The organism is Streptomyces bicolor, assembly GCF_000719285.1.
Classification (GTDB): domain Bacteria; phylum Actinomycetota; class Actinomycetes; order Streptomycetales; family Streptomycetaceae; genus Streptomyces; species Streptomyces bicolor.
The window spans coordinates 113,931-139,366 of the sequence record NZ_JOFS01000001.1 but is presented as its reverse complement, the minus strand read 5'-3'; the positions used below and the strand labels follow the sequence as shown (position 1 = coordinate 139,366).

Here is a 25,436-nt window from a genome sequence, read left to right as displayed (position 1 = left end):
CCGGAGCCTTCCAGGTCACTCGGCGCGGGAGGCGCCCATGAATGATTCACAGAACACACCCAAACCATCCAGACGGCAGACAGGCGGGGCGGACGAACGGCCGACCCCCATGGAGGTCCTGCGTCAGGCACGGGCCCAGCTCGCCGAACTCATCGGCATGAACGTGGAGACAGTGACGTCCTTCGATCACACCGAGGACGGCTGGACCCTCGAGATCGAGGTCCTGGAACTGTCCCGCGTACCCGACACGATGAGTCTGATGGCGAGCTACCAGGTCGATCTCGACCCCCAAGGACAGCTCACGGGGTATCGGCGGGTGCGCCGCTACGAACGTGGGCGTTCCGACGCACACAGGCCCGGCGGCCGGTAGGCCGCCCGCCCGCGCCCAGCACACCGTCCCGAGACAAGGAGGAACGGCCGGCATGACCGTTGTCCCGGCACAGCAGACCGGCGGCGGAGGCGGCAGCAGCGGCCTCTACGACGTTCTGGAACTCGTCCTCGACAGGGGGCTCGTCATTGACGCATTCGTGCGTGTCTCCCTGGTCGGCATCGAAATCCTGAAGATCGACATCCGTGTCGTCGTCGCCAGCGTCGACACCTATCTCCGCTTCGCCGAGGCGTGCAACCGGCTCGACCTGGAGGCCGGGCCGCGCAAGAGCCCTGGTCTGCCCGACATGGTCGGCGAGATCACCGAGTCCGGCGCGCGCGGCAAGTCCAAGGGGGCCCTGTCGGGCGCCGCCGAGACCATTTCCAGCGCCTTCAAGCAGGCACGCGATGAAGGCGAGGAGGAGCGGCCCAGGCAGCGCGCCCGCAAGTCCACCACGACGCGCAAGAAGGAGGAGCAGGAGTGAGTACGTACGTGTACGGCATCACCGCGAGCTCGCATCCCGGCCTTCCGAAGGACATGGAGGGTATCGGCGAGCCGCCGCGCCCCGTGCGCGTCCTGACGGCAGGTGCACTCGCCGCCCTGGTCAGCGACGCCCCCGAAGAGCTGCGCCCCAAGCGCCGGGAGCTGCTCGCCCACTCGAGGGTGCTCGCCGAGGCGGGCGCGACCGGCTGCGTCCTTCCCATGCGGTTCGGCAGCGTCGCTCCCGACGACGACACGGTCACCGGCGTCCTCGCCGAGCGCGCCGAGCACTACCAGGAGCGGCTCGCGGCCCTGGACGGCAAGGTCGAGTACAACGTGAAGGCCACGCACGCCGAGGAGGCCGTGCTGCACCGCGTGCTGGCCACGAACCCGGAGATCCGGGCCATGACCGAGGCCAACCGGCAGGCCGGCGGCGGCTCCTACGAGCAGCGGCTCCGGCTCGGCGAGATGGTGGCCGCCGCGGTCAAGGCCCAGGAGGCCGAGGACGCGACGGATGTGCAGCACACCCTGGAACCGGCCGCGGACGCGGTCAGCGTGGGCCCCGAATCCACCGGATGGCTCGCCAACGTGTCGTTCCTGGTCGCCCGCGACGAGGTCGAGACCTTCATGACCGCCGTCGAGCAGCTCCGCAAGGGCCACCCGCACCTCGACCTCAGCGTCAACGGCCCGCTGCCGCCGTACAGCTTCGTCGAGCCCGGCCCCGCCGAGCCCGCGGACAGCATGTCCGGCGGCGGAACGGCGAAGGAGTGAGGCGGTGGCGGTGGGACTGATCGGAGAGGTGCTGCTGCTGCCGTTCGCCCCGGTGCGCGGCAGCGGATGGGTGATCAGACAGGTGCTGCGCGAGGCCGAGCGCATCTACTACGACCCGGCCGCCGTGCGGGCCGAACTGGCGCGGCTGGAGGACCAGTTGACCGCAGGTGAGATCGACGAGGAGGAGTTCGACCGCCGCGAGGACGAGCTCCTCGACCGACTGGAGATCGGACTGCGCGCAGGGTACGGGAACAGCGACGGGACGGCATGATGAACCGAGTGGGACTGGGCCTCGCCATAGGGGCCGGATACTTCCTCGGACGGACGAGGAAACTGAAACTGGCGTTGGCCGTGGGCAGTGCCGTGGCCGGCAAGCGGATGCATCTGAGCCCGCGGGCCGTCACGGACCTGGTGTCCCAACAGCTCCTGAAGAACCCGCAGTTCAAGGAGATCGGGGACCAGCTGCGCGACGATCTGCGCGGCGTCGGCGAGGCCGCGTCCGGCGCATTGGTCGAACGCCGGCTCGACGCGCTCGCCGACCGGCTGCACGGACGCACCGCCGAGGTGCGCGAGCAACTGTCCGGCGCGGTGCCGACGCCGGATCTCGGCGCGCAGGACGAGGAGTCCGAGGAGGAGACCGAGGACGAGGAGCCGCGCGCGGAGGACGACGACCGCGACGATGCGGAGGAGTCCGAGGCACAGGACGGAGCCGAGGAAGCCGAGGAAGAGGAGTCCGAGGAGTCCGAGGGGCCGTCCGGGAAGGCGGCGGCGGAGCGGGGCTCGGCGAAGAAGACCGCCAAGAAGTCGGCGAAGAAGGCACCCACGAAGAAGACGGCCGCGAAGAAGACCTCCGCCGGCCGGACAGCGCCCAAGAAGGCGGCCCAGAAGCGGAGCGGCGCCGGCCAGTCGGCCGCGAGGAAGACGGCCGGGTCGGCCGGGTCCGCCCGCGGCGGCCGGGCGCGCCAGTCGAAGGGCGGTGACGGGTGATGACCGAGACGCTCGGATCCGCGAGCTCAGCGGCCCGCGGAGCGGCGAAACAACCACTCGCCGGGGTGGCCCAGAGCGAGGCCGCCGACCGGTTCAAGGCCGAGCTGCAGGACTACCTCGCCGCGCAGACCCAGCGGCTGCTGGTCGGCGCGGGACGCAAGCTCGGCGAGGCCACGGTCAAGCTGAACGACATCGCCGAGGGCCGCAGCCCCGGCCTGGGCAAGCTAGCCCTCGACGGTGGCCGCAAGCTGGCCGAGGGTAAGGGACCGCTGCGCAGCGCACTAGAGGCCGGCGCCACCCACGCCAAGGACAACGTGGTCGAGGCGTTCAAGAACCTCGGCGGCGGCAAGGGCAAGCGCAAGGGCGGGGCCGGCAAGAAGCCCACCGTCATCATGGAGTACGTCGACGTCGGCGTGCCGCTGCGCACCGCGTACGACCAGTGGACCCAGTACCAGGACTTCAGCACCTTCGCGAAGGGCGTGAAGAGCGCGAACCGCGCCGACGACACGACCTCCGACTGGCAGCTCAAGGTCTTCTGGTCCAACCGCAGCTGGAAGGCGCACACCACCGAGCAGGTGCCGGACGACCGGATCGCGTGGACCTCGGAGGGCGGCAAGGGCACCACGAAGGGCGTCGTGTCCTTCCACCGCCTCGCCGACAGCCTCACCCGCGTCCTGCTGGTGATCGAGTACTACCCCACGGGTCTGTTCGAGAAGACCGGCAACCTCTGGCGCGCCCAGGGCCGCCGGGCCCGCCTCGATCTGAAGAACTACGTCCGCTTCATCACCCTCAAGGGAGAGGCCGACGACGGCTGGCGCGGCGAGATCCGTGACGGCGAGGTCGTCCGCAGCCATGAGGACGCCGTCGCGGAGGAGGACGAGGAGGAGTACGAGGAGAACGAGGAGAACGGCGAAAGCGAGGAGAACGGCGCGTACGCGGAGGACGAGGAGCCCGAGGACGCGTACGACGAAGACGAAGAGGGCGAGGACGAAGAAGGCGAAGAGCGCGAGGACGAAGACGTACCCGAGGACGCGTACGAGGACGAGCCCGAGTACGAGGACGAAGACGAGGACGAGACCGAGTACGCCGGCGGCGGGAGCCGACGATGACGATGTCGAGCCGACTCCCCGAGCCCTACGGCCAGGGCAGCGGCGCCAACCTCGCCGACATCCTGGAAAGGGTGCTGGACAAGGGCATCGTCATCGCGGGCGACATCCGGATCAACCTGCTCGACATCGAGCTCCTCACCATCAAGCTGCGCCTCATCGTCGCCTCGGTCGACAAGGCGAAGGAGATGGGCATCGACTGGTGGGAGGACGACCCGGCGTTGTCCTCCGGCGCCCGTCGCAACGAACTCGCCCGGGAGAACGCCGAGCTGCGTGAGCGCCTGGCCCAGCTGGAGCCCGTCCGGGGACAGGAGGAGGCCCCATGACCGCACTGCGCTATGTGTACGCCGTCTGCCGCCCCTTTCGCTCCGCCTTGCAAGCCCAGCTGGCGGGCGTCGCCGGTGCGCCGCCGAAGCAGCTCACGCACCACGGCCTGGTCGCCGTCGTCAGCACGGTGCCCGAGGCGGACTTCGCCGAGGAACCGCTCCGTGCCCACCTGGAGGACCTGGACTGGCTCACCGCCACGGCCCGCGCCCACCAGCAGGTCATCGACGCGCTCACCGCCGTCACCACCCCGCTGCCGCTGCGGCTCGCCACCGTGTTCCGGGACGACAGCGGCGTACGGAGCATGATGGAGGCGCGTGAGGAGGACTTCCGGCGCGTGCTCGACCGGCTGGAGGGACGGGTGGAGTGGGGCGTCAAGGTGTACGCCGAGCCGGAATCCGCCGAGCGGGAGACCGCTGACCCCGCGGCGACCGGCCGGGCGGGGGCCGAGGCCCTGTCCGGCCGTGACTATCTGCGCCGGCGCCGTACGCAGACGCGGGCCCGTGAGGACATGTGGCAGAAGGTCGCCGCGTTCGCAGGCCGACTGCACGAAAAGCTCTCCGCTTTCGCCGAGGATTCCCGGCTGCACGCCCCGCAGAACGCCGCGCTTTCCGGGGCCTCCGGGCAGAACGTGCTCAACGCCGCCTATCTGGTGCCGCGCGCGGATTCCGAGGAATTCGTGGAACTCGTGGACCGGGAGAAAGACGATGCCCCGGGTATTCGGGTGGAACTCACCGGGCCCTGGGCCGCCTATTCCTTTACGGCGGAGTTCGCGGAGGAGGAGCCGGAGGTGGGGCCGTGACCGTCGTCGAACGGCGCGAGATCGCCCTCGTGGACCTGCTCGACCGGCTGCTCGCCGGGGGCGTCGTCGTCACGGGGGACATCACCCTGCGCATCGCCGACGTGGACCTCGTCCGCATCGACCTGAACGCACTGATCAGCTCCGTCAACGAGCAGGTCCCGTCACCCTGGGGAGAGCTGACGTGACATCCAAGCGAGGCCGGCTGGACCTCGAACCCGACACCGTCGAACGCGACCTCGTGAAACTCGTCCTCACGGTCGTGGAGTTGCTGCGCCAGCTCATGGAACGCCAGGCGCTGCGCCGCTTCGACACGGGCGATCTGAGTGAGGAGCAGGAGGAGCGGATCGGTCTGACGCTGATGCTCCTCGAAGAGCGTATGACCGAGCTGCGTGAGCGGTACGGGCTGCGGCCCGAGGACCTGAATCTGGACCTCGGGCCGCTGGGCCCACTGCTTCCCAGGGAATGAAGTCACCGGGAGTGAGGTCACCTCACCACCGGTACCAGCGGCCCCTGCCTCCCGCTGCGGTCGTGCCACGAACCAGGAAACCCAGAAGCCACACGACGAGAACCGCGATCGCGATCCACCACAGCGCCTCCAACGCGAATCCGGCACCGAAGAGAATCAGGGCCAGTAGCAGCACGAGCAGAATAGGAACCATAATCTGACCTCCTGCTCGCCGGGTTTCCAGAAATACGCGATTCAGGCTTCCTTACGGCACAGAATCTCTCCGTGCAGCACGCTGAACCAGCCGTCCTCCTGCCGCCCCCACTCCCGCCAGGCCTCCGAGACGGCCCGCAGCTGCTCCATGGTCGCGTGCCCGCCCTCCGTGGCCCGCTCGGCGTACGCCGAGGCCGACGTCCGGTCCGCCCACAGACCGCTCCACCAGGCCCGCTCGTCCGGCGTCGAGAAGGTCCAGGTGCTCGACGTGGCCGTGACGTCGGTGAGCCCCGCTGCCTGCGCCCAGGACTTCAGCCGGCGCCCGGCGTCCGGCTCGCCGCCGTTGGCGCGGGCGACCCGGCGGTACAGATCAAGCCAGGCGTCCATCCCGGGGGACGCCGGGTACCAGGTCATGGCCGCGTAGTCCGCGTCGCGCACCGCGATGAGGCCGCCCGGCCTGGTCACCCGCCTCATCTCGCGCAGGGCGCCCACCGGATCACCGACGTGCTGCAGCACCTGGTGGGCGTGGACGACGCAGAACGTGTCGTCCGGGAAGTCCAGGGCGTGCACGTCCGCGACCGCGAACGCGACGTTCGTCAGCCCTCGTCCGTCGGCCGTGGCCCGGGCCTGCTCCAGGATCTCCGGCGCCCGGTCGACCCCGGTGACGTGCCCGTCGGGGACCAGAGCGGCCAGGTCCGCGGTGATCGTGCCGGGGCCGCAGCCCACGTCCAGGATCCGCATGTGCGGCTTGAGCGAGCCGAGCAGATAGGCGGCGGAGTTGGCGGCGGTGCGCCAGGTGTGCGAACGCAGTACGGACTCGTGGTGCCCGTGCGTGTAGACGGCGGTCTCCTGTGCCTTCGACATGGCTGTTCCCCTGGTCTCGACGTACCGGCTCCCGAGGCGCACGGCCCCGCCGGGCGGTACTCGACACCGTACGCCCTGCATGCCGAATATTGAGACCCACGTTTCAATATCTGGACTGATGGATCGTCAGATCCGTCGCGGTCAGGGCAGCGGACGGTAGACCGTCAGTGCCTCCGGCAGCTTCTCCAGCGTCACCTCGCCCCCCACCTCGGTGACTTCGCCGTCGTACGCGAGGAGCGCGCCCGGCGTGACCCCCGACAGACGCAAGCGGCCCACCTGGACCGCCGCATGGGCCGGCGAGCGGGTCAGCGGGCCCGCGAGGGCGGCCGCGAGCAGGCGCAGGGCGGGGCGCCGGCCGCCGTGCACGACCCGCACGTCGAGTACGCCGTCCGCGAGGTCCAGGCGCCGGGCGGGGGCGAGGCCCACCCGGTGGTAGGTGCCGTTCCCGGCGAACAGCAGCCACAACGGGTGGTTGCGGCCGGCGACTTCGGCGTGCAGGGGGTGGCGTTCGCTGCGCAGGACCCGCAGGGCCGCGAACACCCCGGCGGGCCAGGCGCCGATGCGGGGCGAGAAGTGGTCCCGCTGGCGCACCAGTTCCGGATACACGCCCAGGCTGCAGGTGTTGAGGAACAGGCCCTGCCGGCCGTCGCAGGTGAACCGGCCCACGTCCACGCGCACGGCATGGCCGTGCCGGACGGCCCGGCTCAGATCGCGTTCGTCCTCCACGCCCAGGTCGTGGGCGAAGTGGTTCATCGTGCCGCCGGGCAGAACCGCGAGCGGCAGACCGTGTCGCATCGCGACCTCGGCGGCCGCGTTCACCGTGCCGTCGCCGCCGCACACGCCGAGCACCCGGGCGCGGGCCGCCGCGTTGCGCAACTCCGCGTGGGTGTCCGCCGGTTCGCACTCGACGACCTCGGCGCGCGGCAGCGAGTCCAGCAAGGCGTGCACCCGGCCGGAGGTGCCCGACCCCTTGTTGGCCACCACGACCAGGCCGTCTCCGTCCGGCAGCGCCGGCACATCCGTACGGGGCCGGGCCGGCGGGATCAGCCGGTCGCGCGTGGGCACCATGCCCCGTACGGCGAACGCGGCACCCGCGCCCAGGGCCGCGCCCGCCAGCACGTCGCTCGGGAAGTGCACGCCCGTGTACACCCGGGACAAGGCCACCGACCAGGCGATCGGGGCCACGGCCAGCCCCCACGCGGGCGACTCCAGGGCCACTCCGGTCGCGAACGCGGCCGCCGACGCGGCGTGCCCGGACGGGAACGAGGTGGTGATCGGCTGCCGCTTGAGCTGGCGGACCAGCGGCACGGGGTCCAGGACGGGCCGGGGACGGCGTACCGAGCGCTTGCCGAGGGTGTTGATGGTCAGCGAGGCCAGGCTCAGCGAGGCGAGGCCCCGCGCCGCGGCCCGACGGCCCCGTGGCGTGCGGCCGGCGGCGATGACGGCGGCCGTCGCGAACCACAGCACCCCGTGGTTCGCGCTCCGGCTCAGCCGTGGCAGCACCCGCTCGGCATACGGCCAGTGCTGCTCGGCGGCGAACTCGAACAGCCGTGAGTCGAGGGCGAGGAGCCGGGCACGCAGGGCGTGCCGGCCGGGCTTGGGGACGGTCAGGTCGACGTCTGGGCTCATACAGGCCTGGGTACCCTGATGTGGCCGATTGCTGTCCGGCCGACAGTGACCGACACACAAAGGAACCCGCACATGCGCCTGCTCCTGATACGTCACGGCCAGACCCCGTCGAACGTGGACCATCTGCTCGACACCGCCGTCCCCGGCCCGGGTCTGACCGCACTGGGCGAAGGGCAGGCGGCGGCCCTGCCCGCGGCGCTGGCCGGCGAGGACATCGAGGCGATCTACGTCTCCAACCTGATCCGCACCCAGCTCACGGCCGCTCCGCTGGCCGCCGCCCGCGGCCTCGACGTGATCGTGCGGGACGGCATCCGCGAGCTGTCCGCGGGCGACCTGGAGATGCTGCCCGGCGAATCCGAACAGGGACTGCTCTACATGAAGACGGTGTTCGCCTGGGCGGACGGCGACACGGAGCTGCGGATGCCGGGCGGGGAGAGCGGGGCGGAGGCGCTGGCGCGGTACGACGCCGTGGTGGCGGAGGCCGCGGGCAGTGGGGCCGGAACCGTTGCCATGGTGAGTCATGGTGCGGCGATCCGTATGTGGACCGCCGCTCGCGCCGACAACGTGGACGTGGCCTTCGCCGCCGCGCATCCGTTGGAGAACACGGGAGTGGTGATCCTGGAGGGATCGCCGTCCGACGGTTGGAAGGCGCTGACCTGGGCGGGGGCCGTGGTGACGCCGGCGGGGGAGGGCGGGCCCACCGGGTGGCCCGTCGACGCCGAATAAGCGTTTGCCCCGTGCGGTCGGCGGGCCGCACAATTCGGCCCCATGGGACATCTGGAAGCCGCGCACCTCGAGTACTACCTCCCCGACGGGAGGGCGTTGCTCGGCGACGTGTCCTTCCGGGTGGGGGAAGGGGCAGTCGTGGCGCTGGTCGGACCCAACGGGGCCGGGAAGACAACCCTGCTGCGGCTGATCTCCGGGGAGCTGAAACCGCACGGCGGCACCGTCACCGTCAGTGGCGGTCTCGGCGTGATGCGGCAGTTCGTGGGGTCGGTACGGGACGAGACGACCGTACGGGACCTGCTGGTGTCGGTCGCGCCGCCACGCGTCCGCGAGGCCGCGCAGGCCGTCGACCGGGCCGAGCACCTCATCATGACCGTCGACGACGAGGCGGCCCAGCTGAAGTACGCGCAGGCCCTCGCCGACTGGGCCGAGGTACGCGGGTACGAGGCCGAGACGCTGTGGGACATGTGCACCACGGCCGCGCTCGGCGTGCCGTACGAGAAGGCGCAGTGGCGGCAGGTGCGGACCCTCTCCGGCGGCGAGCAGAAGCGGCTCGTGCTGGAGGCGCTGCTGCGCGGCACCGACGAGGTGCTGCTGCTCGACGAGCCGGACAACTATCTCGACGTGCCGGGCAAGCGCTGGCTTGAGGAGCGGCTGAAGGAGACCCGCAAGACGGTTCTCTTCGTCTCCCACGACCGTGAACTCCTCGCCCGCGCCGCCGAGAAGATCGTCTCCGTCGAACCGGGCCCGGCCGGCGCCGACGCCTGGGTGCACGGCGGCGGCTTCGCGACGTACCACGAGGCACGGCAGGCCCGCTTCGCCCGCTTCGAGGAGCTGCGCAAACGCTGGGACGAGAAGCACGCCCAGCTGAAGAAGCTGGTCCTGACGCTCCGTCAAGCCGCCGAGAACAGCCCCGACATGGCCTCCCGCTACCGGGCCGCCCAGACCCGCCTGCGCAAGTTCGAGGAGGCGGGGCCGCCGCCCGAGCCGCCGCGCGAGCAGGACATCCGGATGCGGCTGAAGGGCGGCCGTACCGGGGTGCGGGCCGTCACCTGCGAGGGACTCGAACTCACGGGTCTGATGAAGCCGTTCTCCCTGGAGGTCTTCTACGGCGAACGCGTCGCCGTCCTCGGCTCCAACGGCTCCGGCAAGTCGCACTTCCTGCGCCTGCTGGCGGGGGAGGACGTGGCGCACACGGGGGAGTGGAAGCTGGGCGCACGGGTGGTGCCCGGGCACTTCGCCCAGACCCACGCCCACCCCGAGCTGATCGGCCGGACCCTCCTCGACATCCTGTGGAAGGAACACGCCCAGGACCGGGGCGCCGCCATGTCCCGGCTGCGCCGCTACGAGCTGACCAACCAGGCCGAGCAGGCCTTCGACCGGCTCTCCGGCGGCCAGCAGGCCCGCTTCCAGATCCTCCTGCTGGAGCTGGAGGGCGTCACGGCCCTGCTCCTCGACGAGCCGACCGACAACCTCGACCTGGAGTCCGCCGAGGCCCTCCAGGAGGGACTGGAGGCCTTCGACGGAACGGTGCTCGCCGTCACCCACGACCGCTGGTTCGCCCGCTCCTTCGACCGCTACCTGGTCTTCGGCAGCGACGGGAGGGTCCGCGAGACGCCGGAGCCGGTGTGGGACGAGCGGCGGGTGGAGCGGGCGCGATAGCGCCGCGAGGTCACGCCCAGCGCAGCAGCGCGCCCAGGCCACCCACGGGGGCCTGCTCCTTTACCGCCTCGGCGGCCGGCGCCACCGAGACCGCCGCCGCGCCCGTGACGACCGCGCTGCGGATCAGCGCGTCGTCGGCGCGGGCCGGCCAGGAGTTCTGCTCGCCGAGGGTCCTCAGGTCCGTACGGCGCACGGCCAGCTGGTCCGGGTCCTCGCCGATCCACACCTCACGGTGCGCGTCCGGACTGTCGGGGCGGATCAGGAGCTCGTCGATCCGGTGCTCGCGGGCGGCCTCGATCAGCGCGGGCACGCCCTCCGCGGCACCGGCACGCCCCTCGGGATCCGGTTCGCGGGCCGCCAGGAACCGCTCGAGCTCGCGCTCCGCCCGCTGCCGTACGTGCTCCTGCCGGGCCCGTTCGACGTCCTCGTCGAGCAGCCTGCTGCCGGTGCCGTGCGGGGCCTCGACCACGAGGTCGTCCAGCCGCTTGGGCAGCCGCTCGCGCACGGTCCGCCGCTCCCGGTCCTCGCCGACCAGGATCAGCAGGTCGGCGCGGGTCTCCTCCTGGCAGACGGAGAGCGCGTCGGCGATCTCGGTCGCGTTGTGCTCCCAGGTGTTCTCCACCTTGAGCTGGAAGTGCCGCTCCGACCAGTCGGCCGTGCTCGTGCGGTGCACGGGATGCCGCCGGCCGGTGACCGAGCCGACGTCCTGCCGGCCCAGTGCGGTGCGCAGCTCGAAGGCGGCGCCCCTGCGGTCGACGTAGGCCACCACGCAGACCGGGTCCTCACCGGCCAGCTCCAGCAGCGGCGCGGTGTGCGGCAGGGGCGCCCAGAAGGCGCTGTCGCGCAGCGGGGCGCGGGCCAGCGGCGGATCCAGGACCACCTCACCCGCGCGGGCGAAGATCGCGCGGCCGTGCGGCTCGGAGGAGTGCGCCAGCTCCTCCAGCGCGTTCCGGACGGCCCGGCACGTCGCCTGGTCGCAGCCCAGCTCGGACAGTTCCCGGGACAGGGCCTGCGCGGTCAGGTGCCGCTCATGGGGGGTGTTCTCCGTGTGCCGTGAGGTGTCGACGTACACGGAGGCCCAGGGCCCGGGGTGTTCGTACAGTGGATGCAGAAAGGCGAGATCCATGGCTGTCTCCCGTACACGCTCGGGGGCTGTGTGCTCAACGGGCGGGTACCCGGACCGCATGACCGAACACGACGAGCGGGGCACCACCATGAACGGAGTCGACCCCGGCCGGCTGGACGACCAACAGCTCATGAAGGAGCTGGAGACCATCCACCGGACGCGCCACGACACGCTGCTCTACGGCTCGAACGACGCGTTGCGGGCCCACAACCACCGCATGGCGCAGCTGGAGGGCGAGTACCTGCGCCGCAACCCTCGCCGCACCGTCGCCTCGGGCCGCACCCGCGAGGGCGCCCGCGACCGCACCGCGAGCACCCCGGAGACGACGGCCCCGCCGGGATGACCTGGGCGGCACCGGAAGGCAGAGAAGGAGGGCGGGCAGGGCGGCAGCCTGTGCTCATCGGGTTTCGCATGACATGCGGCGCACGGCAGCCGGGGGCATGCGGCAGTGTGCTCGTGCGCCGCGGTGATGCGTCGGGCGGACCCGCTGGGTCCCTCGCCCCTGGCGCACCCGGGCTCGCGGCCCCGTGGTCCCGCCCCCGTGCGCTCAGTGGCGTACCGGCCGGCGGCCCCAGTGGCGGTGGGACGACAGGGCGGCCGTGAAGGCTTGCAGGAAGTCCTCGCTCGCCGGGCCCGGTGAGGTGTCCGTGACCACGCCCTGGTCGGCCACCGCGCGGTGGAACTCGGTGGACAGCCGTACGCCCTGCGGTTCCAGGGCGGCGAGGACGCCCACTCCTGAGCCGAGCGCGCCGACCGGTTTGCCGTGCCGGTAGGCGTCCCGGACGAAGCGCATCGCGTCCTGGTCCGCGGCCGTGGGCGGGGTGCCCACGGGCCCGCCGGGCAGCAGTACGGCGTCGTAGAGCACGGAGGCCACGGTCGGCAGCGCGCGGTCGACCGCGCACCGGTCCCCGTCGGCACCCGTCACCGATCCGTCCGTGGGCGCCAGCGCCTCGACGATCGCACCCTGGGCCGTCAGTGCCTCGCGCACCGATGTGACCTGGGCGGTGTCGACACCGTCGGCGACGAGAACCGCGACCTGCCGGGTGCGGATGGAGCCGTCGCCGGGCAGGGACTCCAGGCTCAGCGCGGGCGAGGACAGCTTGTCCGCCGCCCGGTTCGCGGACGGCTCCGGCACTCCGATGCCGCGCGCCACCTGCGTCGCCAGATCGCCGTTCACCCGGGCCAGATGCTCGACCGTACGGGCCCGCACTGCCTTGGAGCCGACCTTGCCCAGCTCGAACCGGAAGGCCGCGACGATGTGCTCCTTCTCCCAGTCCGCCATGCTGTTCCAGAACATCGCGGGCTGGCTGTGGTGATCCTGGAAACTCGCGCTACGTCGCCTGATCTTGGCGCCGTCGACGCGCTCGGCGTAGTGGGTGTACGCGCCCGCGTCGGCACCGGCGTGCGCGGGGCAGCCACCGCCGAGGGAGTTGGGGAAGTAGTTCGTGCCGCTGTGCAGCGCGCTCTGGTGGTAGCCGTCGCGCTGGTTGGTCCGTACGGGCGTCACCGGCCGGTTCACCGGCAGCTGCGCGAAGTTGGGGCCGCCGAGCCGGATCAGCTGTGTGTCCAGGTAGGAGAAGTTGCGGGCCTGGAGCAGCGGGTCGTTGGTGAAGTCGATGCCGGGGACGACGTTCGCCGTGTGGAAGGCGACCTGCTCGGTCTCCGCGAAGAAATTCTCCGGGTTGCGGTTCAGCACCATGCGGCCGATCGGCCGTACCGGCACCTGCTCCTCAGGAATGATCTTCGTGGCGTCCAGCAGATCGAAGTCGAAGGCGAACTCGTCCTCCTCCGGCACCAGTTGGACGCCCAGCTCCCACTCCGGGTACTCGCCCGCCTCGATGGCGTCCCACAGGTCCCGCCGGTTGAAGTCCGGGTCACGGCCCTGGCACTCCTGAGCCTCGTCCCACACCAACGAGTGCACGCCCAGCTTCGGCTTCCAGTGGAACTTCACGAACGTCCCGCGCCCCTCGGCGTTCACGAAGCGGAACGTGTGCACGCCGAAGCCCTGCATCATGCGGTAACTGCGCGGGATCGCCCGGTCCGACATCAGCCACATGATCGCGTGCAGTGTCTCCGGCTGGAGCGACACGAAGTCCCACAGGGTGTCGTGCGCGGAGGCGCCGGTCGGGATGTCGTTGTGCGGTTCCGGCTTCACCGCGTGCACGAAGTCGGGGAACTTGATGCCGTCCTGGATGAAGAAGACCGGGAAGTTGTTCCCGACCAGGTCGTAATTGCCTTCCGAGGTATAGAACTTGGTCGCGAATCCCCGCACGTCCCGCACGGTGTCCGCCGAGCCCTTCGGCCCCTGGACGGTGGAGAACCGTACGAACACCGGGGTCTGCACGGAAGGATCCTGGAGGAACGCCGCGCGGGTGAACTCCGCGCAGGACTCGTACGGTTCGAAATACCCGTATGCGCCCGCGCCGCGCGCGTGCACCACCCGCTCCGGGATCCGCTCGTGGTCGAAGTGGGTGAGCTTCTCCCGGAAGTGGAAGTCCTCCATCAGCGTCGGCCCGCGTTCGCCGGCGGCGAGCGAGTCGTCGGTGTGGTCGACCTCCACTCCCTGGTCGGTGGTGAGCGGCCCTCCCGTGGGATCGTCCGCCCGGTGGAACTCCCGCTGCTCCTGCTTGCGGTCTGCCATCAGACTGTTTCCCTCGCCTCCCTGTCGAACACATCCAGGAACGTCTCGCAGAACGCCTTCAGGTCGTCCGGCTTACGGCTGGTGACCAGCTTGTTGGGGCCGTGGTCGCAGATCCGCACCTGCTCGTCGACCCAGGTGCCGCCCGCGTTGCGGACATCGGTCCGCAGGCTCGGCCAGGAGGTGAGCACCCGGCCGCGCACGACGTCCGCCTCCACCAGCGTCCACGCGGCATGGCAGATCGAGGCCACCGGCAGGCCCCGGTCGAAGAAGTCCCGCACGAACGCGACGGCCTTGCGGTTCATCCGCAGATAGTCCGGGTTGGCCACGCCGCCCGGCAGGACCAGCCCGCCGAAGGAGTCCGCCGACGTCTCGCCCACGACCTCCTGCACCGGGAACTTCTCCGCCTTGTCGAGATGGTGGAAGGCCTGGATCGTGCCGGGCTTCGTCGACACCAGCACCGGCTCGTGCCCGGCGTCCACCGCGGCCCGCCACGGTTCGGTGAGCTCGACCTCCTCGACGCCCTCAGGGGCCGTCAGAAAAGCGATACGCATGATTCCTCAACGTCCTTCCCCGGCCCGGAAACGGGCCTGGTCGTCGTTCGTGCGCTTCCTGTTCCGCCGGGCCGTGCGCACACAACGCAGCAGTTCCTCGCCGTACGGCAGCAGCACGCAGGTGCCGATCGCGGCCGCGATGCCCGCCAGGTAGCCACGGGACAGCGGCCGCCGGCGCGGTACGAGACGCCACGCGTCGACGTCACCGCGACCGCCGCGCAGCAGGGACTTCACCTGGTCGGCGTGCAGACACATCAGCGAGGCCAGCGCGCCGAACGGCAGGGACTCCAGGAAGCTGTGGATGTGCTGCTCGACGGGTTTCACCTCGCGGTCGCTGTCGACCGCCGTGCGCACGTCCCACAGCGCGGTCGCCTCGTGCGCGGCGGTCGCGCCCAACTGCACGGTGAGCAGCAGCGGGTTGACCTCGTAGCGGAGGGTCAACGCGATCGGGATGCCGACCTCCGTCATCATCAGCGAGTGGATGAGCGACTCCCTGGTGCCCGCCGTCTCCTCGATCCGGGTCCGCCGGTGCATCCACCAGTCGGCCACTCCCGGTACGAACCAGCTCGGCAGAAGCCCGTACAGCAGATACCGAACCGTGGCGTCGCCGACGTCCACGGTCACGCCCGAGGCGCTGATCTCGGCGGCTTGGTCGCGGCTCACACGATCACCCCGACCCGGCTCATACGGTCACCCGAACCCAGCACATACGGCCACTCGACCCGCCCCATGCGCTCACTCGCCCGGAGCCGCACGGCTGATCTCGGCCAATGCCGAGTCCGGGTCCTGGGTCTCAGCCAGGTCCCCGAGGCTGACGACGCCGACCGGCAGGCCCTCCTCGATGACCGGCAGCCGCCGTACGGCGTGCTCGCGCATCAGCGAGATCGCCACCGACAACCGCTCGCCCGGGCCGATCACCACCGGGTTCCGGGAGCACACCGACTCGACGCTCACGGTCAGCGGATCAGCGCCGTCCGCGACCGCCCGTACCGTGATGTCACGATCAGTGAGCACGCCAACGACCTGTTGCCCGTCGGCCACCACCACATCGCCGATGTCCTGCGTGCGCATCAGCTGCGCCGCCTCGACGAGTGAGGCGTCCGGGCGGACGGCGACCACGCCCGGAGTCATGACGTCCTTCACGAACACAGCCATCTCTGGCCCTCCTCGGCGCACCCGGCCGGTGCGGGTACCACGGCCGCGTCGGCGCGACCTCGCCCGCGGCACCCGCCGGCCGGGCCGCTATGCGTTCCTCCGCCGGGCGGACCGCCCGGCGCCGGTCAGGTCCTCGGCCAGCTCCTGGACATTGGCGTAGCGCGTCGAACGCGGCAGGCGCTCCAGCGACTCGACAAGGGCGTCGGGCGCATACCCGCGGCGCAGCTCACCGATCAGCTCCCGGGGGCTCGCCGGGAAGGCACCACGGCCCAGGATCCGCGCCAGCTCCAGCCGGACCGTCTCCAGGGACGCCGCCGACGGCCCCGGCCATCCCACCGGCCCGCGCGCGACCTGCGGATCGTCCTCGGCGGACGGCTCCGGATCGTGCCACTCCTCGGTCCGCGTGGGGTGCCCGGACCGCAGCAGCCCCTGCAGTTCGTGCTTCATCTCGTCGTCACGGTGAACGCTCAGCCGGTCACTGCCTCGCTGCATGACTCCCTCCAGATCTTCGGGCTGCGCACCGCGTACCCGCACACCGGGGGCCGACACAGGGTTTGCCCACCGGAAGGAGGGAGACCCGGCTCCCACCCCCCGCGCACCTTCTGGGGAAGGACCAGGCCATGGTGCTGCTCGCTGTGCTGCTCCCGCTCGTCATGCTCGGCGTGGTGCTGGCGCTGGGCCGTTACGAGGACCTGTTGCTGCCGCGGGAGCAGGAGGACGACAGGCCGGAGCGGGTGGCGCCGGTCCGTTGAGAGCCACAGGCTCTGAGGGGGCGGTCGGCCCGCGCGGTGTTTGCGGCGCCGACGTGGGGGCAGGCGAACCATCAGTGCTTCGGACAGGAGGCACGTCCGTGGGAGCGGCGTTTCCCCGCCACGGGTGTGTCCGGTTCCGGTACGCGCCCTCCACTCCCGCGGTAACCGTCCAAACCAGAGCACAGCCAAGGGAGTTGCGACGCACCATGCCCACTCCAGTGAGCGCGAAGCACCACCCGCACGACGACGCCCCCGACACCGCGGAGGACTTCCGCAGGCTCGCCACGCTGCCGGAGGGGCAGCAGCGCGACACCGTCCGAGACAGGATCGTCGAGGCGTGGCTGCCCATGGCCGACCGGCTCGCCGGGCGGTTCCGCAGCCGCGGCGAGAGCTTCGAGGATCTGCGGCAGGTGGCCGCGCTCGGCCTGGTCAAGGCCGTCGACCGCTACGACCCCGAGCGCGGCAACGCCTTCGAGAGCTACGCCGTGCCCACCATCACCGGCGAGATCAAGCGGCACTTCCGGGACCACATGTGGACGCTGCATGTGCCCCGCCGGGTGCAGGACCTGCGCAACCGGGTACGGTTCGCCGTCCAGGATCTGCAGACCGTCTCCGGCCGCAGGCCGACCGTCGCCGAGATCGCCGAGCACGCGGACATGAGCGAGGCCGACGTCAAGGTCGGCCTCGAGGCGCTCGAGAGTTTCACCGCCCTGTCGCTGGACGCGGAACTGCCCGGCAGCGATGACGGCTACTCGCTGAGCGACGCCTTGGGCTCCGCCGACCCCGCGCTGGACACGGTGGTCGACCGTGAGGCCGTCGCGCCCCGCCTGGCGGCGCTGCCCGAGCGTGAGCGAGCCATCCTGTACATGCGGTTCTTCGGCGACATGACCCAGAGCCGGATCGCCGAGCACCTGGGGATCTCGCAGATGCACGTGTCCCGGCTGATCAGCCGGTGCTGCAGTCGGGTGCGGGAACAGGTCCTCAGTGACGTGGCCTGAGCCCCACTAGGGCGTTGCCGTCATCGCCAACGCCATATGGCGGGACACCGTGTCCATCGCCTTCGCCTCCGCCATGGAGAACGCCAGGCGGGCTCCGCAGCGGAAGAGGGTGAGCACGCCCTGTACGGCGCCCCCGACCCTCAGGGGCACGCACAGCAGTGACGTGACGTTCGCCTGTACGAGGACGGGGGCGCCCTCCGCGGTTCTGCCGAAGGCGTCCGGGTCCTCGGGGCGGACCTGGAGGGACGGGGAACCGGTGTGTGCCGCCTCCGTGATCAGGGGGGACAGGGCCGGGTCCCGTTCCGCGAGCGCGGCCGCTTCCTCGGCCGAGGGGGCCAGCACCGTCGTACGGGACATCCTGGCGCTGCCCATGTCGACGATCACCCAGTCGGCGAACCGGCCGTGGAGGACCTGGGCCGCCCGGCGGACGATCGCGTCGCGGTCGCCGCGCGGGGCGGTCAGCAGGGTCGTGGTCATCTCGTCCAGGAGGTCCATCAGGGCCGCGTGCCGGGTCGTCTCGGTGAGGTCGGGGACCGAGGGCGCCGAGGTGGCGATGGCGGGCGGTGTGCCGGGTGCCAGGGGATCGCCGGGCTGCAGCACCACCAGCACGGTGGGGTGCGGCTCCCCGCTCGGGCGTACGGCGGCCAGGGTCGTGTGGACCGGTGCGGACGGCTGCTGCTGGAGGTGCACGGTGAGGCTGCGGTCGCCTTCGCCGCGGGCCACCGCGGCGGCCTGGGAACGGAACGCCGCCCGGTCGGCGTGGGCGAGCAGAGCGGTCAGCGGGCGGCCCGTCGCAAAGCCCGCCCGGACGCCCGTGAACGACGTCGCCGCGAAGTTCAGCCGACGCACCACCGCCGCCCGGTCCACCAGGGCCACCGGCAGCGGAAACCGCTGGAACACCGCGCGCAGCAGATGCTGCTCCTGGCGGTCGGCGGAGCCCGTACGGGGCTGTCCGCCCGAGGACAGCCGCTCGTACCAGGGCCACAACTGGTCGGCGACGTGGTCGAGTTCGAAGATGGCCGCGTCGAGGACCGTCGGCAGATCCCCTCCCGAAACGGACCGCGCCGCCTTGAGTTCCGCGACGCGGCGCACGAAGTCCACGAGCTCTTCACCGAATTCGTCCGTCTGCGCCATGGTGACGAACCTAGCTGGCGGCAAGGCGATTCGGGGCGCCGGGGCAGCAACCGGCCCGGCCTGTTCTTCTGTTGTTTTCCCGGCCCGGGACGGGGCACGCGCACCAAGGAGGAGGAGTCGAGCATGCCCGCTCACGAACAGGTGGACCGCTGGGGTGACGAGTCGGCCGAGGCCGCCCTTCCGGGGCGCAGACTGTCCGAGTTGGCCGAACAGGCCGTGCGCTGCACCGCCGACTGCTGCGGCGCGAGCAGCATGGTGTGCGAGGCCGAAGCCGAACGGCCGGCCGCCGTCACCCATCCCGACCTCGCCGGACTCGTCGCCGTGCAGCTCCGCTCCGGGGACGGGCCCATTCCGGACGCGCTGGAACACGGCGAGCCCGTGGACTCGGCCGACCTGCTGCGCGACGAGCGCTGGCCCGAGTACCGCGCGATGGCGCTCGACTCGGGCGTGCGGTCCAGCGTCACGCTGCCGTTCCGCCGCTCCGGGCTCACCGTGACGCTCAGCCTCTACAGCTTCCGGCCCGGCGCCCTGGACAACGCCTCTTACGGGCCCGCGCAGGCACTCGGCGAACTCGCCGCGAGCTGCCTGGTCCGCGACCGCTCCTACCGCGCCGCGCTCACCGAACTCGGCCACCTCGGCGCCGCCCTGCGCTCCCGGCCCGTCGTCGACCAGGCGTGCGGCATCGTCATGCACGTCCTCGGCTGCGACGCCGACGCCGCCTTCTCGGTACTGCGCCGCATCTCACAGGGCACCAACCGCAAGCTGGCGGACGTCGCGTCCGGCGTCGTCAGCAGGCGGGGACGGGGACTGGAGCGGGATCTGGCGGCGCTGATGAACTGACAGGGGGGCGTGGGGGCGGCGGAGTCGCGGTGGCGGACTCGGTTGGGAAACCGGACTCACTTGAGCCGTCTCGGTCTGGAAACCGGACCTGCTGAGGTCGCCCGAGTGCGGAAACCGGATGCATCACATGCGGCCCCGTTCGGAAACCGAACTCGCCTCGAGCGCCCCTGCCGATCCCACGGCGTCACCCGCTCGGCCGTCCCCGTCCCGCGAATGGTGTCCGGCCGCGCGCGCCCGGGCGCCGGGAGGGCTGTCATGGCAGCGGGGGCACGACCGCCCCATTCCCGCAGCCGTCGGCCGAAGGAGTCCACCCCATGCGCCGCACCGCCCGTGCCCTGTCCGTCGCCGCCCTCATCGGTGTCGTCCTGGGCTTCGCCGCCTCGGCCGCCTGGTCGGACCCGGCCGCGGAGGTCAGCCCCGGCACCGTGTCCCCGGGCGGCAGCGTGAACGTGTCCGTCTCCTGCGACACGCTCGACGGGCAGGCGCCCACCACCGTCGACGCCACCTCACAGGCGTTCGAGGAGGGCACCGTCCAGCTGAAGCAGGTATCCGGCAACGACGAGAAGGCGGCGGGGCCCGCCTACAGCGGCACCGCCCGCGTCCCGCCGGCCGACAACTTCGAGGGCGACCCGGACGCGGTCGGATCCGACTCCGCGTGGACCGTGGACGGAGCCTGCCCTGCGGCAGCCGGCGGGGAGGGCAAGCCATGGAGCGCGACGTTCACAGTGACCCGCGACAGCGACGGAGGCACGGACAGCGGTGGCGGTGGCCAGGACGGCACCGAGGCCGGACAGACCGGCATCGAGGGCGGACAGACCGGCACCCAGGGAAGCCAAGGCGGCACCGAGGGCGGCAAGGGAGGCGCTGAAGGTGGCATGGACGGCAGCGAGGGCGGCAAGGAGGGCGGCAAGGACGGCAACGGCAGCGGCAGCCGCCATCCCTGCGCCGATTCCCGTTCGGACGGTACCCACCCCCACATGAGCGACCCCTACTCGAACCCGAGGGAGAATGAGGCCCCCTGGGGCGCGGGCGAGTCGCATGCGGAGGACTGCGGCAGCGCGGCCAAGGAGCACGGTGTGCAGGCCGGCGCGGGCGGTGCCTTCACGGACTCCGTCCCCGCGCTGATCGCCGGCGGCGTCCTGATCGCGGGTGCCATGGGTGGCGCGCTGTACCGGCTGCGCCGCAAGTCGCCCGCCGCGCAGGACTGATCCGTACGAACACACTTCCGGAGGGACGCCGGTCGGCCGGGGACGTCCGGTGCCACGACGGGCGAAACCCCGGCGGGTGCCCATGGGGTGGCCCCACGATGGGTACGCAGAGCACCGGAAGTATGCGCGACGCGGCCCCCGCACCTTACGAACCGCAGGACCCGCACCACGCGCAGCACGGCACACCGACCCGCACGGAGCACCGAACCACGACGAACCACCCAGCACCAGGCACAGCTCGGAGGCACCGATGCGCCGGACGGACCCCGAAGGCCACGGCCCCGTCCGTTACGGGCCGCCGCTCCCGGACGACGGGCTGCCCGTGCTGCCCGAGCTGGCCGCCGTGCTCGCCGCGGCCGCGGGGCGGTCCGAGAGCGAACCGATCGGGGGCGGCCCCGCGCTCCTGGACGCCGCCTGCGGCTACTGGGAACGGCGTGGCCTGCCGACCGCACCCGAGCGGGCGGTGGCCGGCCCCGGTGCCCCCGCCCTGCTGCTCGCGCTGACCTTCGCGCTCGGCGGTGACGTCCTGGTGCCGCGGCCCTGTGCCGCCTGGTGGGCGCCGTACGCACGCCTGCTGGGCAGACCCGTCTTCCACGTGGCCACACCGGCAGAGTGCGGCGGTGTCCCGGACCCGTACACCCTCCTGGAGACCGTGCGCCGGGTCCGCGCCGAGGGCGGTGACCCGCGGCTGCTCGTGCTGTCCGTCGCCGACGACCCCACCGCCACCGTGGCCCCGCCCGAGATGCTGCACGAGACCCTGGAGGCGGCCACCGACGAGGGACTGCACCTGGTCAGCGACGAGACGTGGCGCGACACCCTGCACGCCCCGCACGACACCGTGCTGCTCAGCCCCGCCGAGATGCTGCCCGAGCAGGTCACCGTCGTCACGGACCTGGCCGGCGCCCACCTCCCGCCGGGCTGGCCGGCCGCGATCGCCCGGTTCCCCGGGGGCGAGGACGGCGACGGCCTCCACGCGCGCGTGCTGGACGTGCTCACCGCGCTCGGCGCCCGCGTCGCCGGCCCCGTCGCCCTCGCGGCCGGTTACGCGCTGGCGGAGCCCGACCCGGTCACCGCGCGGGTCACCTCCGCCGTACGCCTGCACGCGCGCGTTGCCGGCGCCGCGCACGCGGCCGCCGTCGGTGCCGGGGCCCTGGCGCGGCCGCCGCAGGCCGGGCGGCACGTGTACGTCGACCTCGGCCCCCTGCGCGCCGGGCTGTCCTCGCACGGCGTGGGGGACGCGCAGGACCTGGAGGACTTCCTCGCCGCCCGCCTGGGCATGCCGGCGCCGGGCGGGCACCGCTTCGGCGACGAGCTCGGGGCGTTGCGCGTACGGCTGTCCACCGGCGCGCTCGTGGCGGGCACCGACGAGGAACGCACGGAATGCATCAGTTCACCCTCGCCGTTGGAACTGCCACACGTGCAACGCGCGTTGATCCACTTGAAGTCGGTCTTCGACGATCTCCGCGACGACGCTGAGCGATGGGAGCCTCCTCGATGACGCAGCAGTCCGAGTCGACCACCTCGCCCACGACCACCTCGCCCACGGCCACCACGCGTATGACCACCACGCGTACGACCACCACGCGAGCGAGCACGGCAAGCGCGACCACGCGGGAGGCCGACGCCCCGGCGGACGCGTCGCCGTTCGCGCCCCCGTTCCCGCCGCTCGCCGCACCCCGCCCGCTGAACGAACGCCGGGCGTGGCCACGGACCTTCCACGACCGCCTCACCGCCCCCCTCCCCGGTATCAAGGCCCTCGCCCGCTTCGCCCGCGAGGGCGCCGTACGCCCCGGCCGGGAGGGCCTCGCCGACATCCCGCGGCTGCCCTTCGAGCCGGGCCCGCTGCCCCGCGTGGACGCGCGCACGGTCGCCGTCTCATGGGCGGGGCACGCCAGTTGGGTCGTCCGGATCGGCGGGCTGACCGTCCTCACCGACCCGGTCTGGTCACGCCGTATCCTCGGCACCCCGGCCCGTATCACCCCCGTCGGCATCGCCTGGAGCGACCTGCCGCGCGTCGACGCGGTCGTCGTCAGCCACAACCACTACGACCACCTGGACGCCCCCACACTGCGCCGACTCCCGCGCGACACCCCCGTGTTCGCGCCGGCCGGGCTCGCCGGCTGGTTCCGGCGCCGCAGGTTCACCCAGGTCACCGAGCTGGACTGGTGGGAGGCGGCCGAACTGTCCGGCGTCCGCTTCGACTTCGTGCCCGCCCACCACTGGTCCAAGCGCACCCTCATCGACACCTGCCGCAGCCTGTGGGGCGGCTGGGTGCTCACCGCCCCCGACGGACAGCGCGTGTACTTCGCGGGCGACACCGGTTACGGCCACTGGTTCACCCGCATCGGCGAGCGCTACCCCGGCATCGACCTCGCCCTGCTCCCCATCGGCGCCTACGACCCCCGCTGGTGGCTCAGCGACGTCCACTGCGACCCCGAGGAGGCGGTGCGAGCAGCCCAGGATCTCGGCGCGCGCAGGATGGCGCCGATGCACTGGGCGACGTTCGTCCTGTCGGCGGAGCCGGTCCTGGAACCGCTCACGCGCGTGCGTGCGGCGTGGGAGAAGGCGGGGCTGGACCGGGAGGACCTGTGGGACCTGCCGGTGGGAGGATCACGCGTCCTCGAGTAAGGCGGTGGCCGGCGCAAGGCCGCGCGGGGGACCAGGGTCTAGGCGGCCTCGGTTCCCTTCCGGATCCTCCGCCACACACCTGGGACGGCGCTGATCAGCACGGTCAGCGCAACGGCCGCCACCACGCCCTCCCACGGCTCGTCGAACAGCGAGCCCCCCAGGATCCCGATCAACTGATACGTCACCGCCCACGCCAGGCACGCCGGAAGGTTGCCGCGCGCGAACCGCCGCATCGGCCACTTCGCCAGCAGACACGCCAGCATCACCGGAAGCCGCCCCGCCGGCACCAGCCGGGACAGCACCAGCACGGCGACACCGTGGGCCGCGAGCTTGTCCTGCGCCTGCGTGAGCCGCTCCTCCGGCGCGCGCGAACGGATCGCCTCCAGCCAGCGCGAGCCGTTCTTCGAGCCCATGCCGCGCCTGCCCAGCCAGTACAGCGTCGCATCGCCCAGGAACGCGGCCGTCGACGCCGTCACGAACACCAGCGCCAGCGAGAACGGCGCCGTCTGGTGAAACGCCACCACCGCCGCCGAACTCACCAACGCGCCCGTCGGCACGACGGGCACCAGCGCCCCGATCAGCACCAGCAGAAACAGCGACGGATAGCCGATCGCCTGCTGCGTCGACTCCGGCGGGATCGTCGTCGCGGTGGCGGCCAGTGTCGTCACGGGGCCACCCCCAGGCGCACGCTGTCCCCGTGCGCCAGCCGGTGCACCGCCACGCCGGGCGCGCGTTCGGCCGCGAGCCGTGCGAACTCGTCGCCGGGCGAGTGGAATTCATGGGGACGTACGGCGTCCATGCCGATCGGCCAGTAGGTGCCGTAGTGAACCGGCACAGCACTGCGCGGCGAGAGCCGGGCCAGTGCCTCGGCCGCCCGTCCCGCGTCCAGATGGCCTTCCCCGAGATACGGCCCCCAGCCGCCCACCGGCAGCAGCGTCACGTCCACCGGCCCGACCTCCTTCGCCATGGCGTCGAACAGCCCGGTGTCCCCGGCGAAGTACGTGCGTGCCTCGCCCTCGATGACGTAGCCGAGGGCGGGGGAGCGGTGCGGGCCGACGGGCAGTCGCCGCCCGTCGTGCCGCGCGGGCACGGCCCGCACGGTCAGCTCGCCCACCGACGTCACGTCCCCGGGCGCCATCTCGGTCACCCGCAGCCAGGTGAGGCGGCGCAGGCCCGGCACCGCGCGGGGCGCGCCGGCGGGCACGAGCAAGCGGGTGCCCTGCGGCAGCCTGGCCAGGGACGGCACATGCAGGTGGTCGGCGTGGAGGTGGGAGACCAGGGCGACGTCCGCGCGCCGGGCGTCGGGCGGCGGCGGCGCACCCCGGCGGCGGCGCAGGTGTGCGAGCCGGCGCGCGAACAAGGGGTCGGTGAGGACGCGCACGTTCGAGTCCTCGATCGTGCAGGTGGCGTGCCCCCACCAGGTGATCTCCACCGGCACCTGCTTTGCCTCCTTCGCGCGACTCCCCGAAGCGTACGGGCTGGAGTAGGGTCGGCGGCGAAACCCGGAGGTGAGGGGGGCGCCATGGGGCCATCCGTAGTGCGCGTCACGGCGATCGCCAGTCTGACGCCGCTCGAAGAGCTGGACGCCGATCCCTTCCTGGTGGACTCCCGCAGCCAGCACGCGATGTGCGCGCACTGGGCGGCCGAGCACGGGTACGTCGTCGCGCGCGAGCTTCTCGTACGGGCGTTGCGGGCCGACCACAGCGTGCTGTGGGAAGGCGTCCGCTCTGGCCTCGATCTGTTCGTGGCGCCCAGCCGCAGGGTGCTGGAGAGCGCCCTGTCGTCCGTCGAGGAGTTCACCGCGGAGTGCGCCCGGCGCGGGGTGCGGGTGGAGACGGTGGGCCGCGCGGAGCCGCTGTACGACGCCCAGATGAAGGCCCGGGTACACCGGAGGCTGTCGATGCCGACGGCCGGGTACGACGGGCGCTGACGATGGGGTTCGGGGGGCTGGGGCGGCAGCCCCCAGGAACGGGTGAGCCCGGCCCTCTGGAGGGCCGAAGACCACCGGCCGCTGTCACAGCCATGTG

The 25,436-nt window shown here is 72.1% G+C and carries 32 protein-coding genes; 20 read left to right on the top strand and 12 right to left on the bottom strand.

Annotated elements, in window-relative coordinates:
• Window positions 1–37 precede the first annotated feature (37 nt).
• The 10 genes from IF78_RS0100625 to IF78_RS0100580 are packed head-to-tail and all read left to right on the top strand — an operon-like array spanning window position 38 to window position 5,303.
• Window positions 38–370, top strand: a complete 333-nt coding sequence (locus IF78_RS0100625; protein ID WP_078662257.1) for a gas vesicle protein GvpO — start codon at window positions 38–40, stop codon at window positions 368–370.
• Window positions 371–422: 52 nt separating this feature from the next.
• On the top strand, window positions 423–851 hold the full coding sequence (locus IF78_RS0100620) for a gas vesicle structural protein GvpA (RefSeq protein ID WP_031475797.1): 429 nt from the start codon (window positions 423–425) through the stop codon (window positions 849–851).
• Window positions 848–1,618, top strand: coding sequence for a GvpL/GvpF family gas vesicle protein (locus tag IF78_RS0100615; RefSeq protein ID WP_031475799.1), 771 nt, complete (start codon window positions 848–850; stop codon window positions 1,616–1,618). Before IF78_RS0100620 ends, IF78_RS0100615 begins: the two co-directional genes overlap by 4 nt.
• A 10-nt stretch (window positions 1,619–1,628) precedes the next feature.
• The gene (locus IF78_RS0100610) at window positions 1,629–1,889 is read left to right on the top strand and encodes a gas vesicle protein GvpG (protein WP_031475801.1); all 261 of its coding nucleotides are present in this window, start codon (window positions 1,629–1,631) and stop codon (window positions 1,887–1,889) included.
• Window positions 1,889–2,605 (top strand): hypothetical protein, encoded by a 717-nt coding sequence (locus IF78_RS0100605; protein WP_031475803.1) that lies wholly within the window; start codon window positions 1,889–1,891, stop codon window positions 2,603–2,605. Before IF78_RS0100610 ends, IF78_RS0100605 begins: the two co-directional genes overlap by 1 nt.
• Entirely contained in the window at window positions 2,605–3,714 is a 1,110-nt protein-coding gene (locus IF78_RS0100600) for an SRPBCC family protein (RefSeq protein WP_031475804.1), read from the top strand. The genes IF78_RS0100605 and IF78_RS0100600 overlap by 1 nt, the downstream gene beginning before the upstream one ends.
• Window positions 3,711–4,037 carry a gas vesicle protein gene (locus tag IF78_RS0100595; protein WP_031475806.1) on the top strand — a complete coding sequence of 109 codons (327 nt, stop codon included), beginning with the start codon at window positions 3,711–3,713 and terminating at the stop codon, window positions 4,035–4,037. The genes IF78_RS0100600 and IF78_RS0100595 overlap by 4 nt, the downstream gene beginning before the upstream one ends.
• Complete coding sequence (locus IF78_RS0100590; RefSeq protein WP_031475808.1) at window positions 4,034–4,837, top strand: GvpL/GvpF family gas vesicle protein; 804 nt, start codon at window positions 4,034–4,036, stop codon at window positions 4,835–4,837. Before IF78_RS0100595 ends, IF78_RS0100590 begins: the two co-directional genes overlap by 4 nt.
• Complete coding sequence (locus IF78_RS0100585; protein ID WP_031475810.1) at window positions 4,834–5,022, top strand: gas vesicle protein; 189 nt, start codon at window positions 4,834–4,836, stop codon at window positions 5,020–5,022. Before IF78_RS0100590 ends, IF78_RS0100585 begins: the two co-directional genes overlap by 4 nt.
• Window positions 5,019–5,303 (top strand): gas vesicle protein K, encoded by a 285-nt coding sequence (locus tag IF78_RS0100580; protein ID WP_031475811.1) that lies wholly within the window; start codon window positions 5,019–5,021, stop codon window positions 5,301–5,303. Before IF78_RS0100585 ends, IF78_RS0100580 begins: the two co-directional genes overlap by 4 nt.
• Window positions 5,304–5,325: 22 nt before the next feature.
• Here the strand turns inward: IF78_RS0100580 and IF78_RS0100575 are convergent, their stop codons facing one another.
• The 3 genes from IF78_RS0100575 to IF78_RS0100565 all read right to left on the bottom strand — a co-directional run bounded on the left by IF78_RS0100575 (window position 5,326) and on the right by IF78_RS0100565 (window position 7,988).
• On the bottom strand, window positions 5,326–5,496 hold the full coding sequence (locus tag IF78_RS0100575) for a hypothetical protein (RefSeq protein WP_031475813.1): 171 nt from the start codon (window positions 5,494–5,496) through the stop codon (window positions 5,326–5,328).
• Window positions 5,497–5,537: 41 nt separating this feature from the next.
• Window positions 5,538–6,359, bottom strand: a complete 822-nt coding sequence (locus IF78_RS0100570) for a methyltransferase domain-containing protein (protein ID WP_031475815.1) — start codon at window positions 6,357–6,359, stop codon at window positions 5,538–5,540.
• Window positions 6,360–6,500: 141 nt separating this feature from the next.
• Window positions 6,501–7,988 (bottom strand): bifunctional phosphatase PAP2/diacylglycerol kinase family protein, encoded by a 1,488-nt coding sequence (locus tag IF78_RS0100565; protein ID WP_031475817.1) that lies wholly within the window; start codon window positions 7,986–7,988, stop codon window positions 6,501–6,503.
• A 72-nt stretch (window positions 7,989–8,060) separates the two neighbouring features.
• Between IF78_RS0100565 and IF78_RS0100560 the strand changes: the two genes are divergently transcribed.
• Both IF78_RS0100560 and IF78_RS0100555 read left to right on the top strand, forming a co-directional pair.
• On the top strand, window positions 8,061–8,714 hold the full coding sequence (locus IF78_RS0100560) for a histidine phosphatase family protein (protein ID WP_031475819.1): 654 nt from the start codon (window positions 8,061–8,063) through the stop codon (window positions 8,712–8,714).
• 42 nt (window positions 8,715–8,756) lie between these two features.
• The gene (locus IF78_RS0100555; protein WP_031475821.1) at window positions 8,757–10,376 is read left to right on the top strand and encodes an ABC-F family ATP-binding cassette domain-containing protein; all 1,620 of its coding nucleotides are present in this window, start codon (window positions 8,757–8,759) and stop codon (window positions 10,374–10,376) included.
• 10 nt (window positions 10,377–10,386) lie between these two features.
• Here the strand turns inward: IF78_RS0100555 and IF78_RS0100550 are convergent, their stop codons facing one another.
• On the bottom strand, window positions 10,387–11,502 hold the full coding sequence (locus tag IF78_RS0100550; protein WP_031475823.1) for a baeRF2 domain-containing protein: 1,116 nt from the start codon (window positions 11,500–11,502) through the stop codon (window positions 10,387–10,389).
• Between the two features lie 58 nt (window positions 11,503–11,560).
• Here IF78_RS0100550 and IF78_RS0100545 point away from each other — a divergent pair, with 58 nt between their 5' ends.
• A complete protein-coding gene (locus IF78_RS0100545) occupies window positions 11,561–11,845 on the top strand; it encodes a DUF6158 family protein (protein ID WP_031475825.1) in 285 nt (94 codons plus the stop codon).
• 204 nt (window positions 11,846–12,049) lie between these two features.
• Here the strand turns inward: IF78_RS0100545 and IF78_RS0100540 are convergent, their stop codons facing one another.
• The 5 genes from IF78_RS0100540 to IF78_RS0100520 form a co-directional block, all read right to left on the bottom strand.
• Window positions 12,050–14,143, bottom strand: a complete 2,094-nt coding sequence (locus IF78_RS0100540; protein WP_031475827.1) for a catalase — start codon at window positions 14,141–14,143, stop codon at window positions 12,050–12,052.
• Entirely contained in the window at window positions 14,143–14,694 is a 552-nt protein-coding gene (locus tag IF78_RS0100535) for a type 1 glutamine amidotransferase domain-containing protein (protein ID WP_031475829.1), read from the bottom strand. Before IF78_RS0100535 ends, IF78_RS0100540 begins: the two co-directional genes overlap by 1 nt.
• 6 nt (window positions 14,695–14,700) lie before the next feature.
• A complete protein-coding gene (locus IF78_RS0100530) occupies window positions 14,701–15,357 on the bottom strand; it encodes a hypothetical protein (RefSeq protein WP_031475831.1) in 657 nt (218 codons plus the stop codon).
• Between the two features lie 72 nt (window positions 15,358–15,429).
• A complete protein-coding gene (locus IF78_RS0100525) occupies window positions 15,430–15,849 on the bottom strand; it encodes a CBS domain-containing protein (protein WP_031475833.1) in 420 nt (139 codons plus the stop codon).
• 87 nt (window positions 15,850–15,936) lie between these two features.
• A complete protein-coding gene (locus IF78_RS0100520; RefSeq protein ID WP_031475835.1) occupies window positions 15,937–16,341 on the bottom strand; it encodes a DUF2795 domain-containing protein in 405 nt (134 codons plus the stop codon).
• Window positions 16,342–16,469: 128 nt separating this feature from the next.
• Between IF78_RS0100520 and IF78_RS50340 the strand changes: the two genes are divergently transcribed.
• Together IF78_RS50340 and IF78_RS0100510 are read left to right on the top strand one after the other, a co-directional pair.
• Window positions 16,470–16,601 carry a hypothetical protein gene (locus tag IF78_RS50340; protein ID WP_267882927.1) on the top strand — a complete coding sequence of 44 codons (132 nt, stop codon included), beginning with the start codon at window positions 16,470–16,472 and terminating at the stop codon, window positions 16,599–16,601.
• 206 nt (window positions 16,602–16,807) lie between these two features.
• Window positions 16,808–17,599 (top strand): RNA polymerase sigma factor SigF, encoded by a 792-nt coding sequence (locus IF78_RS0100510; protein WP_031475837.1) that lies wholly within the window; start codon window positions 16,808–16,810, stop codon window positions 17,597–17,599.
• Between the two features lie 6 nt (window positions 17,600–17,605).
• On the opposite strand, the gene IF78_RS0100505 is transcribed toward IF78_RS0100510, so the two are convergent.
• Complete coding sequence (locus IF78_RS0100505; RefSeq protein ID WP_031475839.1) at window positions 17,606–18,733, bottom strand: GAF domain-containing protein; 1,128 nt, start codon at window positions 18,731–18,733, stop codon at window positions 17,606–17,608.
• Window positions 18,734–18,856: 123 nt separating this feature from the next.
• Between IF78_RS0100505 and IF78_RS0100500 the strand changes: the two genes are divergently transcribed.
• The 4 genes from IF78_RS0100500 (at window position 18,857) to IF78_RS0100485 (ending at window position 23,409) form a co-directional block, all read left to right on the top strand.
• The gene (locus tag IF78_RS0100500; RefSeq protein WP_031475841.1) at window positions 18,857–19,573 is read left to right on the top strand and encodes an ANTAR domain-containing response regulator; all 717 of its coding nucleotides are present in this window, start codon (window positions 18,857–18,859) and stop codon (window positions 19,571–19,573) included.
• 314 nt (window positions 19,574–19,887) lie between these two features.
• Window positions 19,888–20,781 carry a hypothetical protein gene (locus IF78_RS0100495; RefSeq protein WP_031475843.1) on the top strand — a complete coding sequence of 298 codons (894 nt, stop codon included), beginning with the start codon at window positions 19,888–19,890 and terminating at the stop codon, window positions 20,779–20,781.
• Window positions 20,782–21,031: 250 nt separating this feature from the next.
• Window positions 21,032–22,279: an aminotransferase class I/II-fold pyridoxal phosphate-dependent enzyme gene (locus IF78_RS0100490; RefSeq protein ID WP_031475845.1), complete on the top strand. Its 1,248-nt coding sequence runs from the start codon at window positions 21,032–21,034 to the stop codon at window positions 22,277–22,279.
• A complete protein-coding gene (locus tag IF78_RS0100485; protein WP_031475847.1) occupies window positions 22,276–23,409 on the top strand; it encodes an MBL fold metallo-hydrolase in 1,134 nt (377 codons plus the stop codon). The genes IF78_RS0100490 and IF78_RS0100485 overlap by 4 nt, the downstream gene beginning before the upstream one ends.
• 38 nt (window positions 23,410–23,447) lie before the next feature.
• On the opposite strand, the gene IF78_RS0100480 is transcribed toward IF78_RS0100485, so the two are convergent.
• Both IF78_RS0100480 and IF78_RS0100475 read right to left on the bottom strand, forming a co-directional pair.
• Window positions 23,448–24,077: a DedA family protein gene (locus IF78_RS0100480; protein ID WP_031475848.1), complete on the bottom strand. Its 630-nt coding sequence runs from the start codon at window positions 24,075–24,077 to the stop codon at window positions 23,448–23,450.
• Window positions 24,074–24,847, bottom strand: a complete 774-nt coding sequence (locus IF78_RS0100475; protein ID WP_031475850.1) for an MBL fold metallo-hydrolase — start codon at window positions 24,845–24,847, stop codon at window positions 24,074–24,076. The genes IF78_RS0100480 and IF78_RS0100475 overlap by 4 nt, the downstream gene beginning before the upstream one ends.
• Before the next feature lie 84 nt (window positions 24,848–24,931).
• Here IF78_RS0100475 and IF78_RS0100470 point away from each other — a divergent pair, with 84 nt between their 5' ends.
• Window positions 24,932–25,339 carry a hypothetical protein gene (locus IF78_RS0100470; RefSeq protein WP_031475852.1) on the top strand — a complete coding sequence of 136 codons (408 nt, stop codon included), beginning with the start codon at window positions 24,932–24,934 and terminating at the stop codon, window positions 25,337–25,339.
• Window positions 25,340–25,436 lie beyond the last annotated feature (97 nt).

Coding starts and splice junctions, on each gene's coding strand:
- IF78_RS0100595 (WP_031475806.1), top strand. CDS start 3,711: ATGACGATGTCGAGCCGACTCCCCGAGCCCTACGGCCAGGGCAGCGGC.
- IF78_RS0100525 (WP_031475833.1), bottom strand. CDS start 15,849: ATGGCTGTGTTCGTGAAGGACGTCATGACTCCGGGCGTGGTCGCCGTC.
- IF78_RS0100520 (WP_031475835.1), bottom strand. CDS start 16,341: ATGCAGCGAGGCAGTGACCGGCTGAGCGTTCACCGTGACGACGAGATG.
- IF78_RS0100500 (WP_031475841.1), top strand. CDS start 18,857: ATGCCCGCTCACGAACAGGTGGACCGCTGGGGTGACGAGTCGGCCGAG.
- IF78_RS0100510 (WP_031475837.1), top strand. CDS start 16,808: ATGCCCACTCCAGTGAGCGCGAAGCACCACCCGCACGACGACGCCCCC.
- IF78_RS0100505 (WP_031475839.1), bottom strand. CDS start 18,733: ATGGCGCAGACGGACGAATTCGGTGAAGAGCTCGTGGACTTCGTGCGC.
- IF78_RS0100575 (WP_031475813.1), bottom strand. CDS start 5,496: ATGGTTCCTATTCTGCTCGTGCTGCTACTGGCCCTGATTCTCTTCGGT.
- IF78_RS0100490 (WP_031475845.1), top strand. CDS start 21,032: ATGCGCCGGACGGACCCCGAAGGCCACGGCCCCGTCCGTTACGGGCCG.
- IF78_RS0100565 (WP_031475817.1), bottom strand. CDS start 7,988: ATGAGCCCAGACGTCGACCTGACCGTCCCCAAGCCCGGCCGGCACGCC.
- IF78_RS0100545 (WP_031475825.1), top strand. CDS start 11,561: ATGACCGAACACGACGAGCGGGGCACCACCATGAACGGAGTCGACCCC.
- IF78_RS0100570 (WP_031475815.1), bottom strand. CDS start 6,359: ATGTCGAAGGCACAGGAGACCGCCGTCTACACGCACGGGCACCACGAG.
- IF78_RS0100590 (WP_031475808.1), top strand. CDS start 4,034: ATGACCGCACTGCGCTATGTGTACGCCGTCTGCCGCCCCTTTCGCTCC.
- IF78_RS0100470 (WP_031475852.1), top strand. CDS start 24,932: ATGGGGCCATCCGTAGTGCGCGTCACGGCGATCGCCAGTCTGACGCCG.
- IF78_RS0100540 (WP_031475827.1), bottom strand. CDS start 14,143: ATGGCAGACCGCAAGCAGGAGCAGCGGGAGTTCCACCGGGCGGACGAT.
- IF78_RS0100555 (WP_031475821.1), top strand. CDS start 8,757: ATGGGACATCTGGAAGCCGCGCACCTCGAGTACTACCTCCCCGACGGG.
- IF78_RS0100625 (WP_078662257.1), top strand. CDS start 38: ATGAATGATTCACAGAACACACCCAAACCATCCAGACGGCAGACAGGC.
- IF78_RS0100620 (WP_031475797.1), top strand. CDS start 423: ATGACCGTTGTCCCGGCACAGCAGACCGGCGGCGGAGGCGGCAGCAGC.
- IF78_RS0100560 (WP_031475819.1), top strand. CDS start 8,061: ATGCGCCTGCTCCTGATACGTCACGGCCAGACCCCGTCGAACGTGGAC.
- IF78_RS0100550 (WP_031475823.1), bottom strand. CDS start 11,502: ATGGATCTCGCCTTTCTGCATCCACTGTACGAACACCCCGGGCCCTGG.
- IF78_RS0100495 (WP_031475843.1), top strand. CDS start 19,888: ATGCGCCGCACCGCCCGTGCCCTGTCCGTCGCCGCCCTCATCGGTGTC.
- IF78_RS0100485 (WP_031475847.1), top strand. CDS start 22,276: ATGACGCAGCAGTCCGAGTCGACCACCTCGCCCACGACCACCTCGCCC.
- IF78_RS50340 (WP_267882927.1), top strand. CDS start 16,470: ATGGTGCTGCTCGCTGTGCTGCTCCCGCTCGTCATGCTCGGCGTGGTG.
- IF78_RS0100600 (WP_031475804.1), top strand. CDS start 2,605: ATGACCGAGACGCTCGGATCCGCGAGCTCAGCGGCCCGCGGAGCGGCG.
- IF78_RS0100535 (WP_031475829.1), bottom strand. CDS start 14,694: ATGCGTATCGCTTTTCTGACGGCCCCTGAGGGCGTCGAGGAGGTCGAG.
- IF78_RS0100605 (WP_031475803.1), top strand. CDS start 1,889: ATGAACCGAGTGGGACTGGGCCTCGCCATAGGGGCCGGATACTTCCTC.